Source organism: Pseudomonas sp. NPDC089569 (genome assembly GCF_050280625.1).
Lineage (GTDB): Bacteria > Pseudomonadota > Gammaproteobacteria > Pseudomonadales > Pseudomonadaceae > Aquipseudomonas.
Genome location: NZ_JBNNVQ010000034.1, coordinates 1 through 12,830 on the forward strand (window position 1 = coordinate 1; position 12,830 = coordinate 12,830).

The window sequence follows — 12,830 nt, forward strand, 5'->3', positions numbered from 1 at the left end:
AATTTACATGGCGAGCAGAGCTTGCGTCGTTTTCTCAAAGATACTCTTTCCCAGGGAGGAGTGAGCAGCCGGATACAGACGCTTTCGGGGGCTCGGGTCGGCGCGTCCGTTCAACGGCAAGATTCTTCGGCGGCGGGGCATCACTTCCACTGCAGAAAGAGGTGCGCAATTATGCAGATTGCGAAAAATAATTCAACCTGCTTTTATTGCCGCTTTGCCCGAGGAGCACCCGATGGAGTATCGCCAGTTAGGCCGGACCAATCTGAACGTGAGTGCAATCTGCCTTGGCACCATGACCTGGGGCGAGCAAAACAGCGAAGCTGAAGCCTTCGCCCAGATTGAGCGCGCCAAGAGCGCCGGGATCAACTTCATCGATACAGCCGAGATGTACCCGGTGCCGCCCAAGGCCGAGACCTACGCCACCACCGAGCGCTACATCGGCAACTATTTCAAGAGTCGCGGGGATCGTTCCGACTGGATCCTGGCCAGCAAGATCGCCGGTCCCGGCAACACCATCGACTACATCCGCGACAAGAACCTGCGCCACAATCGGCAGCACATCACCGAAGCGGTGAATGCCAGCCTCCAGCGCCTGCAGACCGACTACATCGACCTTTACCAATTGCACTGGCCGGAGCGCAGCACCAATTTCTTCGGCCAACTGGGCTACAAGCACAAGATCGAAGCCAATCTCACACCTCTGGAAGACACGCTCGAAGCGCTGGACGAGCAGGTCAAGGCCGGCAAGATTCGCCACATCGGTCTGTCCAACGAAACCCCGTGGGGCACCATGCGCTTCCTCGCCCTGGCCGAAGCCCGCGGCTGGCCACGCGCGGTGTCCATCCAGAACCCTTACAACCTGCTCAATCGCAGCTTCGAAGTGGGCCTGGCGGAAATCGCCATCCGCGAACAGTGCGGCCTGCTGGCCTATTCGCCTCTGGCATTCGGTTTCCTCTCGGGCAAGTACGAAGGAGGCGCGCGCCCGCCAAAAGGTCGCCTGAGCCTCTACAGCCGCTTCAGCCGGTACTTCAACCCGCAATCGGAAGCCGCGTGCAGCCGTTATGTGGCCCTGGCGCGTGAGCATGGCCTGGATCCGGCACAAATGGCGCTGGCATTCGTGACGCAACAGCCGTTCGTGACCAGCAACATCATCGGGGCCACGACACTGGAGCAACTCGACAGCAACATCGCCAGCTTTGAGCTGAAACTCTCGGATGAAGTGCTGGAAGGGATCGAGGCGATCCACAAGGATCACCCCAACCCTGCGCCTTGATTGATTCATGGACCCGATCGCGAGCAGGCTCGCTCCCACAGAGGATTCGCAGATCCTGTGGGAGCGAGCCTGCTCGCGATGACGGACGATCAGTCACCCCCCATCAAAGCGACCGAGCAATGATCTCCTTCATGATTTCATTGGTCCCGGCATAGATCCGCTGTACCCGCGCATCCGCCCACGCCCGGGCGATCGGGTATTCCCACATGAAGCCATAGCCGCCATGCAGCTGCACGCACTCGTCGAGCACCTTGCATTGCAGGTCCGTCCCCCAGTACTTGGCCATTGCCGCCGTAGGCACATCGAGCTTGCCTTGCAGGTGCAGTTCCAGGCAGCGATCGACAAAGACCCGGCCAATCTGGATTTCGGTGGCCATCTCCGCCAGTTTGAAACGGGTGTTCTGGAAGTCGGCAATCGCTTTGCCGAACGCCTTGCGATCACGGGTGTACTCCAGCGTCCATTGCAAGGCCGCCTCGGCCGAAGCCAACCCGCCGACAGCCACAGTGAGACGCTCCTGAGGCAATTCCTGCATGAGGTAGGCGAACCCCATGCCGGCCTGGCCCAACAGGTTTTCCTTGGGCACACGCACATCCTGGAAGAACAGCTCAGAGGTGTCCTGAGCCTTCATGCCCACCTTGTCCAGGCGCTTGCCCTTGTCGAAGCCCGGCGTACCGGCCTCCACCAGAAACAGGCTGGTGCCCTTCGCGCCGGCCTTGGGATCGGTCTTGGCGACGACAATCACCAGGTCGGCGAGATAGCCGTTGGTAATGAAGGTTTTCGAGCCGTTGATCACATACTCGTCGCCGTCCAGCACCGCGGTGGTCTTCACGCCTTGCAGGTCGGATCCGGCACCGGGCTCGGTCATGGCAATGGCGGTAACCATTTCCCCGGAAACCAGCTTCGGCAGGTATTTGTGTTTCAGTGTTTCACTGCCGTAATGCAGGATGTAGGGCGCAACGATGTCCGAATGCAGGGAAAAACCGATGCCGGTCAGCCCCAGGCGCCCTACTTCTTCGATCACAACGGCACTGTAGAGAAAGTCTGCCCCCAGACCGCCATATTCCTCCGGCAGATGCGAACACAACATCCCGGCTTCCCCAGCCTTGTTCCAGAGTTGACGGTCGATATAGCCTTGTTTCTCCCATTGCCCGTGGAAAGGCACAGCCTCTTTTTCGAGGAACGTTCGTACGCTTTCGCGAAAAAGTTCGTGCTCGGAACTGAACAAGGTTCTGGGAATCATGCGGCACCTGTCGTTGTTTTCAGAAGAAATAAGCCTTCAGAGACTATGCCCCGCGTCCGATACAGGACACTGGACACATCCGACAAAAAATAAGACGATCCAGCCGTCCGATGACCACTTTCCCCTATAAGAATAAAGTTGAACTATGTCTAACCAAGCCTCCACGCCCTTGCGGCGCGTCAGCATCCTGGCCATCGACCGGGTTTTCGCTACCACCCTCATGCAGGCCAAGGATTTCTTCCATCTCGCCAGTCTGCGCTACGGCAAACAGTTGGGCCACGGCCTCGTCCCGGCATTTGAAACCCGGTTGGTCAGCCCCGACGCAAAACCGGTGAACAGTTTCAGCGACGTGATCATGCCGGTGGACGGCGGGCTGGAAAATGCCGACATCATCGTCCTGCCCGCCTTCTGGGACGATTTCGACACCCTGTGCCAACGTTATCCACAAGTCCTGCCATGGCTGCGCCAGCAGCATGCGCGTGGCGCGGTCCTGTGCGGTGAGGCCACCGGGGTATTCTGGCTGGCCGAGGCCGGATTGCTCGACGGCAAGGAAGCGACCACCTACTGGCGCTTCTTCAACACCTTTGCCGAGCGTTTCCCGCAGGTCTATCTCAACCAGGACAAGCATCTGACCGACGCCGACAACCTGTATTGCGCAGGCGGCACCACCTCGGCCTGCGACCTGTACATCTACCTGATCGAGCGCTTCTGTGGTGCCAACGTGTCCCAGGCCGTGGCTCGGGACATACTCTATGAAGTGCAACGCAGCTATTCGCCAGGCCGCATCGGTTTCGGCGGGCAGAAACTGCACCAGGACGTGATCATCCTGCAGATCCAGCACTGGCTCGAAGAACACTTCGCCGACAAGTTCCGCTTCGAAGACGTTGCCCGCGAGCATGGCATGAGCATCCGCAACTTCATGCGCCGCTTCCAGACAGCCACGGGCGACAAGCCGCTGCATTACCTGCAACGCCTGCGCATCGAAACCGCCAAGGGCCTTCTGTCCGGCAGCCGCAAGAGCATCAAGACCATCAGCTACGAAGTCGGCTATGACGACGCGAGCTTCTTTGCACGGCTGTTCCGTCAACACACCGAACTGTCGCCGAACCAGTATCGCCAGCAGTTTCAGCAAGCCGCCTGAAGGCAATAATCCTTCCTCGGTAAGCTTCGAAAGCCGGAGGCCTGCAGTTGCAGGCCTTTTTCTTTCAATGCAACAGAACCGCTGCAACCTTCAACGGCGGCTTTTCAATGAATGACTATCCGCACTACCGGCTCAAAGCCTGAAAATGCCTAGCCAGAGCCGTGCACGATGGGCTCTGGCTCTTTCCCGATCCTGGCGAAGCAACCTGCCCCCAAATTCTTCGGACAAGGACTACAGCCTAAACGGAAGCCGCTGACTGACGCCCGCCTGCCATTTCAACTCTTATAAACACGCAGTCAAACAGCGTGAATAACAATAAGAAGAGGTCATCAGCAATGAGCGAGCCAACAAGTCCAGTTCGTGTAGCAGTCGTGCAATTCGATCCACAAGTCGGTACCGGCAATCGTGAAGCTAATCTGCGTCGCAGCCTGGAACTGGCATTGGATGCGGTCAACGACGGCGCCAATCTGATCATCTTGCCCGAGCTTTCCAACACAGGTTATTTCTTCAGTAATCGTCAGGACGCCTTCGAGCATGGCGAGACGGTACCCGACGGCCCAAGCATGCGGGCCTGGATGGAGTTTGCCCGCCTGCACAAAATCTACCTGGTCGCCGGTTTGAGCGAACGCGACGACATGCGCCTCTACAATACCGGCGTCCTGGTCGGGCCGGACGGCTTTATCGGCAAGTACCGCAAAGCCCATTTATGGAATCAGGAGAAACTCTGGTTCACGCCAGGCGATCTGGGCTTCCCGATCTTCGATACGCCCATTGGCCGCATCGGCTTACTGATCTGTTGGGACATCTGGTTCCCGGAAGTGCCGCGAATCCTCAGCCAGCAAGGGGCGGACATCATTTGCAGCCTGAACAACTGGGTCTGGACGCCTGCGCCATTGTTCGACGATGCCGGAAAATGCATGGCCTCCTACCTGACGATGACCGCGGCCCACGTCAACAACGTGTTTATCGCCGCGGCGAGCCGGATCGGCGAGGAACGGGGGGCGCGTTACCTGGGTTGCTCCTTGATCGCCGGCACCAACGGCTGGCCGATCGGTGCAGTAGCCTCGGCGGATCAACAGGAAATCCTGCTCGCCGATATTGACCTGACCAGCTCGCGCAGTGCCCCCATCTGGAACAATCTGAACGACCTGCACAGGGATCGCCGCACCGATTTATTCGACCAGATGCTCGGCTACACCCAACACCCTTGCCTCCCGCGCTGACTCAGGAGGCAGAACGATGGATATCACAAACGGGAAAAATCGACCGATCCAACGATCACCCTTCGACACGACGGTCATCCTGCTGCTGATCAGCGCGGCATTGCTGATCATCGGACTCTCATTCACCTACCGTTCATCCTGGTCTGCCCACTGGCCTGGCTATGGCGACATGGTGTCGAGTCTTCCACAGCCGAGTGCCTGGTTGCGTTGGGTATTGGGCGATATCAGCGAAGTGGCATTCTATAAACACGAATTCGCCTCAATCGGGTTATTGGCAGGCGCCTACCTGGCCTACTGGGCGAACCGAACGGGCAAGTCCTGGCAAGGCTTCTCCATTTCCTATGGAACGGGACTCTGGCCATGGCTGGTGACCAGCTCGTTGTTCGGACTGCTGCTGAGCAACCTGCTATGGGGCTGGACGGTGACCGCCACGCTTTGGCAACCCACGTTTGCCGCGTTTGTTTCGCTGCCGGCGGCGATGGTGCTGATGTTTGGTGGGGGCTGGAAGGTCACGATCAATGGCGCAATTATGGGTGCGCTGCTCGTCACACCCATGTGCCTGCTGATCGTCAACTACCTGTGTAACCCGCTGGCCTTGCCCGCGGTAATCGGCAATGTCCTGGGCATGGCGATTGCCAGTGTCCTGGCGTTTCTGCTTTGCCGCTGTTGCCCGTTCCTGGTGAAGTCGGAACGTCCCGCACCCTCACCTGCCTCGACCGTAACCCCCGAAGCCAGGACGCCCGACTATGGATTGATCTGGAGCCTGCGACGGGTTCTGGCGGACTTCTCCGAAGCACCGTTCTTCGGCAATGAACTGGCCAGCCTCGGTCTGATACTGGGCGTATTGCTGGCCTACAGCTTGAACCCAGAAAGCCCCGCCTATGGCTCGGGTCTTTTGCTGCACATCATTGCCGCACAGGCACTGACCTCAGCCATTGGCGTGCTGATGTGGCGCAGACAGTGGATGTCGCATGGCTGGTATCCCACCTATGTGCCATTGGTATCGGTCGTACCAGCCGCGATTCTGGCCCATGGCGGCAGTTGGCAGGTGATCGGTGCAAGCGCCCTGCTGGGGGCGCTGGTCGCGCCTCCGCTGGCGAGTGCGTTATCCCGACGATTACCGGCCGACATGCACGCCTACATAGGCAACGTGCTGTCGATGGCCATCAGCACACTCCTGATCGTGCCACTTATCGGCTGGCTGATTGTGAAGTAGTCCTTCCCCTCGGCCGTATCGAGCTCAGCAGCCCGATACGGCCCCTTCCTGTGACAAACAAGCGAGGTACCCCATGGACCTGCCCCAACTGGCCATCGCAGCGCTCGGTGGCACAGTCAGCATGCAAGCCAGCAATGCCGGTGAAGGCATTATTCCGACCGTCAGCGGCGAAGCCCTGCTGTCTTCGATACCTGAACTGACGATGCTGGCGCGCGTAAACGCTGAAACCCTCGGCCTGCTACCCAGCGCTTCACTGGATTTCGAGTTTTTGTTGAGCGTGCTGTCCTGGGCGAAGTTCCAGGTCAAGCAAGGCGCCGAGGGTGTCGTCATCATTCAGGGCACCGACACCCTTGAAGAAACGGCGATGTTTTTCGATTGCTTGTGGCCCTGTGACGCCCCCTTGGTGCTGACCGCAGCGATGCGTTCGGCGAATCGGCCGGGCGCCGATGGGCCGGCCAACTTGCTGGATGCATGCCGGGTAGCCTTGGCCGAAGACAGCCGACAACGCGGTGTTCAGGTCGTCATGAACGGGGAGATTCATCACGCGCGCAATGTGCGTAAAACCGATTCGCTGGCACTGCAGGCGTTTTCCTCTCCAATCGTGGGGCCGGCAGGACTGCTGCTGGAAGACCGTGTTCGTTATCTACGCCCAGCCGTTGCACGCCGGGTACTGCCCTTGCCGCAACAGACCGCACAGAAAGTAGCGATACTCGAAGCCTCGCTCTCGACCGACACCCTGCTGTTGGAAAACATCGTCGCGCTCGGCTACGACGGGCTGGTGATTGCCGGCTTCGGCGCCGGGCACGTCTCCCAGCGCTGGTCGGCCGTAATCGAGCGGATTGCGCAAAAGATCCCGGTCATCATCGCCACACGCACCGGGTCCGGCTCAACCGCGAGAACGACCTACGGTTTCAGCGGCAGCGAGATGGACTTGATCCACAAGGGTGCATCCATGGCAGGGTTTCTCTGCCCGCGCAAGGCGCGAATCCTGCTTTGGCTGTTGATTGGATGTCAGCAGCAGGATGAACTGGGGCGACATCTGAATGGCGACCCCGCATTCAATTCAGACGCATGACCCTGTAGGAGCGAGCCTGCTCGCGAGGCGGTGTGCCTGCTACATCGATGCTGGATGTGCCATCTTCGCGAGCAGGCTCGCTCCCACGTGGATTTCTGCTGTTCATAAAAAAGGCCTGCAATTGCAGGCCTTTTTTATGAACGTTTACGGCTTGTGCGCCCGAGCCAGGAACTCGTGGGATTGCATTTCCAGCAATCGGCTGAGCGTACGCTGGAATTCGAAGGTCAGACGACCGCCGGTGTAGAGGTCTTTGAGCTCGACTTCCGCGGAAATGATCAGCTTCACGTTACGGTCGTAGAACTCGTCGACCATGTTGATGAAGCGTCGGGCGATGTCGTCGGTGGTGACGCTCATCTGCTCGACGCCGCTGAGCAGCACCGCATGGAAGATCTTGCCCAGTTCGATGTAGTCGTTCTGGCTGCGCGGGCCGTCGCACAGTTCGCGGAAATCGAACCAGGCTACGTCATCGCAGGTACGCAGGGCACGGATTTCGCGGTTTTCGACGATCAGCACGTCGTTCTCGACCGCTGCCGTGCATTCCGGTGTCAGCGCGCGGAAACTCTTGCGCAGGCTTTCATGGGCCGCTTCATCGAGCGGGTAGTGAAACAGCTCGGCTTGTTCGAGGTGACGCAGACGATAGTCGACGCCACTGTCGACGTTGACGATCTCGGTGTTCTGCTTGATCAAGGCAATGGCCGGCAGGAAGCGCGCACGTTGCAGGCCGTCCTTGTAGAGACCGTCCGGTACGATGTTCGACGTCGCGACCAGAGTCACGCCGTTCTTGAACAATTCTTCCATCAGGGTGCCGAGGATCATGGCATCGGTGATGTCGGAAACGAAGAACTCATCGAAGCAGATGACCCGGGACTCGCTGGCGAAGCGCTTGGCGATGATGGTCAGCGGGTTTTTCTCGCCCCCCAGGGTTTTCATCTCTTCGTGCACGCGCTTCATGAAGCGGTGGAAGTGAGTACGGGTCTTTTCCTTGAACGGCAACGCTTCGAAGAAGGTGTCGACCAGGTAAGTCTTGCCGCGACCGACGCCGCCCCAGAAGTACAGGCCCTTGACCGGAGCCTGATCCTTCTTGCCAAACAGTTTGCCCAGCAGGCCCGGTTTGTTTTGCTCGGCCGCGATCAGGTCGTCGTACAGGCGCTGCAAATGACGCACAGCCGTTTCCTGCGCAGCGTCATGGAAAAAGTCCGGGCGTTTCAGATCAGCTTGATATCGTTCTAGGGGCGTCATAATTCGTTAGCAAGGCAACAAAAACGGGCCGTCACTGTAGCGATGGCCCGTGGGAATGGCAATCAGCCCTTGGTCGGGCCGAACCGTTGATTATTCCTGAACTGGCGTCAGGGCAATACGCAAAGCCTCGATTGCAGCATCGCGCGCACGGCTGTCAGCGAACGCCGGGCTGTCGCCAACGCACTCGCCTTCCAGCCAGACGCTGAAGCTCAGCGCTTCACTGCGCACGTCCAGTGGCTGGCCTGCCTGCAATTGCTTGGTCACCTGACCTGCGGTCTTACCGTCGGCGAAATTGCGAGACAGCAGCAGTTGTTCGCCATCGGCGGCCAGCAGGCGGAAGCGGAAACTGCCGTCGTCTTCGCGGAAACTGACAAAACGCGCGGCTTTCGCGGCTTTCTTCTTGGTGGCCGTCGCCACTTGAGTCTGGGCAACGAAGGAACGCAGTCCCACCGCTTCACGCAGTTCGTTGAGGAACGGCGTAGCTACCGCGCGGGCTTTTTTCGCACCGTGCTGCAGGATGTCTTCCAGATCCGCCGGCCGCTCGATCAACTGCTGATAGCGTTCGCGGGACTCACCCAGTTCGTTGTCGAGCAACTGGAACAGGCGATTCTTCGCTTCGCCCCAACCCAGGCCCTGCAACAGTTCGCTGCGGAATTCGTCGCACTGCGCGGGGGTAGCAAACGCCTGGAACAGCGTGAACAGGTGCGAGTTATCCGGATCTTTCGCCTCACCCGGTGCACGGGAGTCGGTCACGATCCGCGAGATCGCGTCCTTCATCTCTTTGGCGCTGCTGTACAGCGGAATGGTGTTGTCGTAGCTCTTGGACATCTTCCGGCCATCGAGGCCCGGCAGCGTGGCCACGCTTTCCTCGATCAGTGCCTCGGGCAGGGTGAAGAACTCTTTGCCCTGGCCAAACAGGTGGTTGAAACGCTGGCCGATGTCCCGCGCCATTTCCACGTGCTGGATCTGGTCACGACCGACCGGCACTTTGTGCGCGTTGAACATCAGGATGTCCGCAGCCATCAGCACCGGGTAGCTGTAAAGGCCCATGGTGATGCCCGCATCCGGGTCTTCGCCGGTCTCGACGTTCTTGTCCACCGAGGCCTTGTAGGCGTGAGCACGGTTGAGCAAACCCTTGGCGGCGACGCAGGTCAGCAACCAGGTCAATTCGGGGATTTCCGGGATGTCGGACTGGCGGTAGAAGGTCACGCGGTCCACATCCAGGCCACCGGCCAGCCAGGTCGCGGCGATTTCCAGACGCGAGCGCTGGATGCGCAGCGGGTCATCGCATTTGATCAAGGCATGGTAATCGGCCAGGAAATAGAACGAATCGGCATTGCTGTCACGGCTGGCGACGATCGCCGGACGGATGGCGCCGGCGTAGTTGCCCAGGTGCGGCGTGCCGGTTGTGGTGATGCCGGTGAGGATACGGGTACGAGTCGTCATGGGTAATCGCTTGTCAGACTGCAATCAATTCGAAAGACGCGGCAGGATCAGATCCTTTAGATCGGTCAGCTTGCCATGAAAAAAGTGTCCGCATTCTGCCACTTTCAGCAGCTCATGGGGACGTTCGAGCTTGTCGGACCACTGATAAACGACTTGCGGATCGATGACTTCGTCGGTTTCCGGCTGGATCACCGTCAGCTCGCCCTGTTGCGGCAATTGGTCCTGATCCCCAAGACGCATGACCGCGGGTGCCACCATGAACAGGTGCTTGAGTCGCTCGCCCTGCGCTTCCAGGCGGCCGCCGAGACTTGCGGCAACGAATCCGCCAAAGGAGAAACCGAACAGCGTCAGTGGCAAGTGCGGGTGCCTGGCACGAAACCACTCGGCCACGGCCTGGGCATCATCGACTTCGCCGGTCCCCATGTCGTGGGTACCTTCGCTGGCCCCCACGCCACGATAGTTGAAACGCAAGGTGATCAAACCGGCATCGCGCGCGGTGCGCTGCAGGGTCGAGACCACCTTGTTGAGCATGGTGCCGCCCTGCACCGGGTTTGGATGGCAAATGAGGGCCAGGCCGAGCGGCTGCTCGTTGTCCAGGTAGAGGGCTTCCAGCTGGCCGACCGGGCCATCAATCACTACAGGGGTTTCACGCATAAGCAAGGAAGGAACTCCGTGACCTCGAATCGGGTCGACTCGTCTAGCAAATTGTCTGTGGCTGTCTATTACGAGCGAATCGCGGTATACAGCACAGGTTCGAGCCGTTAACGTAAAGCAAAGCCGTTTATAGAGGAAGGACTCGTGGAACACTCGCTCTTAGTTTGGTTGTTGCCGACTCTTGCCCTGGTTGTGGGTGTCGCCATTGGATTCCTGATCGCTCGCCTTGCGCCGAATGCCGCGCCTAGCAGCACGCAACGTCAGCTGGACGATATTCAGGAACGTTTCGACAGTTATCAGAACGAGGTGGTGACCCACTTCAACAGCACCGCGACACTGGTCAAGAAACTGACTCAGAGCTATCAGGAAGTGCAGGAACATCTCGCCGAGGGAGCCAACCGCCTGGCCCTGGACGAGCAGACCCGCCAACGCTTGCTGGCCTCCCTGCACGCCGACGCAACGCAGGCCCCACGGGAACGCCTGACGCCACCGCGCAACCAGGAACCGCCACGCGACTACGCACCCAAGTCCCCGAACGCCCCGGGCATGCTCGATGAGCATTACGGCTTGAAGAAGTAAGCAGGTTTCAGAAACAAAAAAGCCCCCGGACAAATGATTGTCCGGGGGCTTTTTACTATCTGATGTTTCAATGGTGACCGAACTGCCCTCTTCGCGGGCAAGTCGAATCGTCGCACCGCCGCTCCCACAGGTTCTCGGCTGGAATGCAGATTTGTGATCCACCGCGACTACTGTGGGAGCGGGCTTGCCCGCGAAGGTGCCAGTACAGACACCTCAAAAAAGGCCCGACCATCGAATCGGGCATTTTTCCAAGGCCAGGCCTTATGGGTACTGCTGAACGGTACCTTGCTGCTGACCACCGTACTGCTGGCCAGGAATCGCCTTGAGGTTGACCTCGACACGGCGGTTCTGCGCACGGCCATTGACGTCACCGTTGCTGGCGATCGGGTTATCCGGGCCTGCGCCACGGGCGCTCAGGTTGGCGCCGCTCACGCCTTGCGAGGTCAGGTAAGTCGCGACGCTCTGGGCACGACGCTGGGACAGGTCGACGTTGTGCTGGCGGCTGCCGGTGCTGTCGGTGTAGCCGACGATTTCGATCTGGTTCTGGTTGAACTCCTTGAGCGAGCCCGCCAGGTTATTCAGAGGCTGGTAGAAGTTCGGAGCGATGTTCGCCGAGTCGGTAGCGAACGTGATGTTACCCGGCATGATCAGTTTGATCTGATCGCCCTGGCGCTGCACTTCGACACCGGTGTTGGCCATGCTGGCGCGCAGTTTCTTCTCCTGCTGGTCGGCGTAGTAGCCATAACCGGCGGCGGATGCACCGCCGATTGCCGCACCGATCAGCGCACCCTTGCCGCGGTTGTCATGGTTGATGGCCGCACCGGCCACAGCACCGGCCAACGCACCGAGGCCACCGTACTTGGCGGTTTTGCTCATACCCTGGGAGCCGCCATCAGCCTGCCCCTGATTGTCGTAGGGGTTAGACCCGGCACAACCGGACAGCAAGGCCACAGCGGTAGCGGCAATAATCAAACGACGCGTGGTGAACATGAAAAGCTCCTACTTTTTGCATTCTGTGGTGCAACGATCCAAGGCATCTGCCTTTGCGGGTGTTGGATCACGTTAACGGTCAAAAATTCCTGTTGTTACAAATCAGCCCCGCACAAACGGGTTTTCACGCATTTCATCGCCCAGACGCGTATCCGGACCATGTCCGGCCACGACTGTCGCCTCTTCGTCGAGGGTGTACAAACGCTGCTTGATGGAACGCACGATGGTCGCCTGATCACCACCCCACAAATCCGTACGCCCTACTCCACGACGGAACAGCGTATCGCCAGCAATCAGCAGCTTGGCCTCTGCAAACCAGAAGCTCATGGAACCGGGCGTATGACCGGGAGTATGCAGCGCGACACCACACCCACAGGCGAGTTCTTCATCATCCGCCAGCCAATGATCGGGTGATGGCACCGGGGTGTAAGGCACGCCGAACATCTGGCACTGCATCTCCAGATTGTCCCAGAGGAATTGATCCTCCTTGTGCAGGTGCAACGTTGCACCGGTTTTCTCCTTGAGCTGACCGGAGGCGAGGAAGTGATCAAGGTGCGCATGCGTGTGAATGATGCTGACCAGCTTCAGGCCGAGGGCTTCGAGGCGCGCCAGAATCAGCTCATGATTGCCACCCGGGTCGACGACAATGGCCTTTTTCGTGATCGGATCGCCGATGATCGTGCAGTTGCACTGCAAGGGGCCGACGGGGAAGGTTTCGCGAATGAGGGTGGATTGCTGAGACATCAGAGTTTTG

Annotated in this window: 12 protein-coding genes; 6 read left to right on the plus strand and 6 right to left on the minus strand. The window is 59.2% G+C overall.

From position 1 onward, the window contains the following. Positions 1 to 232 precede the first annotated feature (232 nt). Entirely contained in the window at positions 233 to 1,273 is a 1,041-nt protein-coding gene (locus ACQKP2_RS15505) for an NADP(H)-dependent aldo-keto reductase (RefSeq protein WP_427577615.1), read from the plus strand. 103 nt (positions 1,274 to 1,376) lie between these two features. On the opposite strand, the gene ACQKP2_RS15510 is transcribed toward ACQKP2_RS15505, so the two are convergent. Continuing rightward, entirely contained in the window at positions 1,377 to 2,513 is a 1,137-nt protein-coding gene (locus ACQKP2_RS15510; protein ID WP_427577617.1) for an acyl-CoA dehydrogenase family protein, read from the minus strand. A gap of 220 nt (positions 2,514 to 2,733) precedes the next feature. Between ACQKP2_RS15510 and ACQKP2_RS15515 the strand changes: the two genes are divergently transcribed. The 4 genes from ACQKP2_RS15515 (at position 2,734) to ACQKP2_RS15530 (ending at position 7,168) form a co-directional block, all read left to right on the plus strand. After that, on the plus strand, positions 2,734 to 3,654 hold the full coding sequence (locus tag ACQKP2_RS15515; protein WP_427577688.1) for a GlxA family transcriptional regulator: 921 nt from the start codon (positions 2,734 to 2,736) through the stop codon (positions 3,652 to 3,654). Between the two features lie 335 nt (positions 3,655 to 3,989). After that, entirely contained in the window at positions 3,990 to 4,877 is an 888-nt protein-coding gene (locus tag ACQKP2_RS15520) for a nitrilase family protein (protein ID WP_427577618.1), read from the plus strand. A gap of 16 nt (positions 4,878 to 4,893) precedes the next feature. Next, positions 4,894 to 6,093 carry a hypothetical protein gene (locus ACQKP2_RS15525; RefSeq protein ID WP_427577620.1) on the plus strand — a complete coding sequence of 400 codons (1,200 nt, stop codon included), beginning with the start codon at positions 4,894 to 4,896 and terminating at the stop codon, positions 6,091 to 6,093. Between the two features lie 73 nt (positions 6,094 to 6,166). Next, positions 6,167 to 7,168, plus strand: a complete 1,002-nt coding sequence (locus ACQKP2_RS15530; protein ID WP_427577621.1) for an asparaginase — start codon at positions 6,167 to 6,169, stop codon at positions 7,166 to 7,168. A gap of 144 nt (positions 7,169 to 7,312) precedes the next feature. Here the strand turns inward: ACQKP2_RS15530 and zapE are convergent, their stop codons facing one another. The 3 genes from zapE to ACQKP2_RS15545 all read right to left on the minus strand — a co-directional run bounded on the left by zapE (position 7,313) and on the right by ACQKP2_RS15545 (position 10,507). Beyond that, a complete protein-coding gene (gene zapE, locus ACQKP2_RS15535) occupies positions 7,313 to 8,407 on the minus strand; it encodes a cell division protein ZapE (RefSeq protein WP_427577623.1) in 1,095 nt (364 codons plus the stop codon). Positions 8,408 to 8,497: 90 nt separating this feature from the next. Next, complete coding sequence (locus ACQKP2_RS15540; protein WP_427577625.1) at positions 8,498 to 9,853, minus strand: tryptophan--tRNA ligase; 1,356 nt, start codon at positions 9,851 to 9,853, stop codon at positions 8,498 to 8,500. 24 nt (positions 9,854 to 9,877) lie between these two features. Next, positions 9,878 to 10,507: an alpha/beta hydrolase gene (locus ACQKP2_RS15545; protein ID WP_427577689.1), complete on the minus strand. Its 630-nt coding sequence runs from the start codon at positions 10,505 to 10,507 to the stop codon at positions 9,878 to 9,880. A gap of 144 nt (positions 10,508 to 10,651) precedes the next feature. Here ACQKP2_RS15545 and ACQKP2_RS15550 point away from each other — a divergent pair, with 144 nt between their 5' ends. After that, positions 10,652 to 11,086, plus strand: a complete 435-nt coding sequence (locus ACQKP2_RS15550) for a YhcB family protein (RefSeq protein ID WP_427577626.1) — start codon at positions 10,652 to 10,654, stop codon at positions 11,084 to 11,086. A 261-nt stretch (positions 11,087 to 11,347) separates the two neighbouring features. Here the strand turns inward: ACQKP2_RS15550 and ACQKP2_RS15555 are convergent, their stop codons facing one another. Together ACQKP2_RS15555 and ACQKP2_RS15560 are read right to left on the minus strand one after the other, a co-directional pair. Further along, entirely contained in the window at positions 11,348 to 12,076 is a 729-nt protein-coding gene (locus ACQKP2_RS15555; protein WP_427577628.1) for an OmpA family protein, read from the minus strand. Between the two features lie 102 nt (positions 12,077 to 12,178). Beyond that, the gene (locus ACQKP2_RS15560; protein ID WP_427577629.1) at positions 12,179 to 12,820 is read right to left on the minus strand and encodes an MBL fold metallo-hydrolase; all 642 of its coding nucleotides are present in this window, start codon (positions 12,818 to 12,820) and stop codon (positions 12,179 to 12,181) included. Between the last annotated feature and the right edge of the window lie 10 nt (positions 12,821 to 12,830).

Coding starts and splice junctions, on each gene's coding strand:
- ACQKP2_RS15505 (WP_427577615.1), top strand. CDS start 233: ATGGAGTATCGCCAGTTAGGCCGGACCAATCTGAACGTGAGTGCAATC.
- ACQKP2_RS15510 (WP_427577617.1), bottom strand. CDS start 2,513: ATGATTCCCAGAACCTTGTTCAGTTCCGAGCACGAACTTTTTCGCGAA.
- ACQKP2_RS15515 (WP_427577688.1), top strand. CDS start 2,734: ATGCAGGCCAAGGATTTCTTCCATCTCGCCAGTCTGCGCTACGGCAAA.
- ACQKP2_RS15520 (WP_427577618.1), top strand. CDS start 3,990: ATGAGCGAGCCAACAAGTCCAGTTCGTGTAGCAGTCGTGCAATTCGAT.
- ACQKP2_RS15525 (WP_427577620.1), top strand. CDS start 4,894: ATGGATATCACAAACGGGAAAAATCGACCGATCCAACGATCACCCTTC.
- ACQKP2_RS15530 (WP_427577621.1), top strand. CDS start 6,167: ATGGACCTGCCCCAACTGGCCATCGCAGCGCTCGGTGGCACAGTCAGC.
- zapE (WP_427577623.1), bottom strand. CDS start 8,407: ATGACGCCCCTAGAACGATATCAAGCTGATCTGAAACGCCCGGACTTT.
- ACQKP2_RS15540 (WP_427577625.1), bottom strand. CDS start 9,853: ATGACGACTCGTACCCGTATCCTCACCGGCATCACCACAACCGGCACG.
- ACQKP2_RS15545 (WP_427577689.1), bottom strand. CDS start 10,507: ATGCGTGAAACCCCTGTAGTGATTGATGGCCCGGTCGGCCAGCTGGAA.
- ACQKP2_RS15555 (WP_427577628.1), bottom strand. CDS start 12,076: ATGTTCACCACGCGTCGTTTGATTATTGCCGCTACCGCTGTGGCCTTG.
- ACQKP2_RS15560 (WP_427577629.1), bottom strand. CDS start 12,820: ATGTCTCAGCAATCCACCCTCATTCGCGAAACCTTCCCCGTCGGCCCC.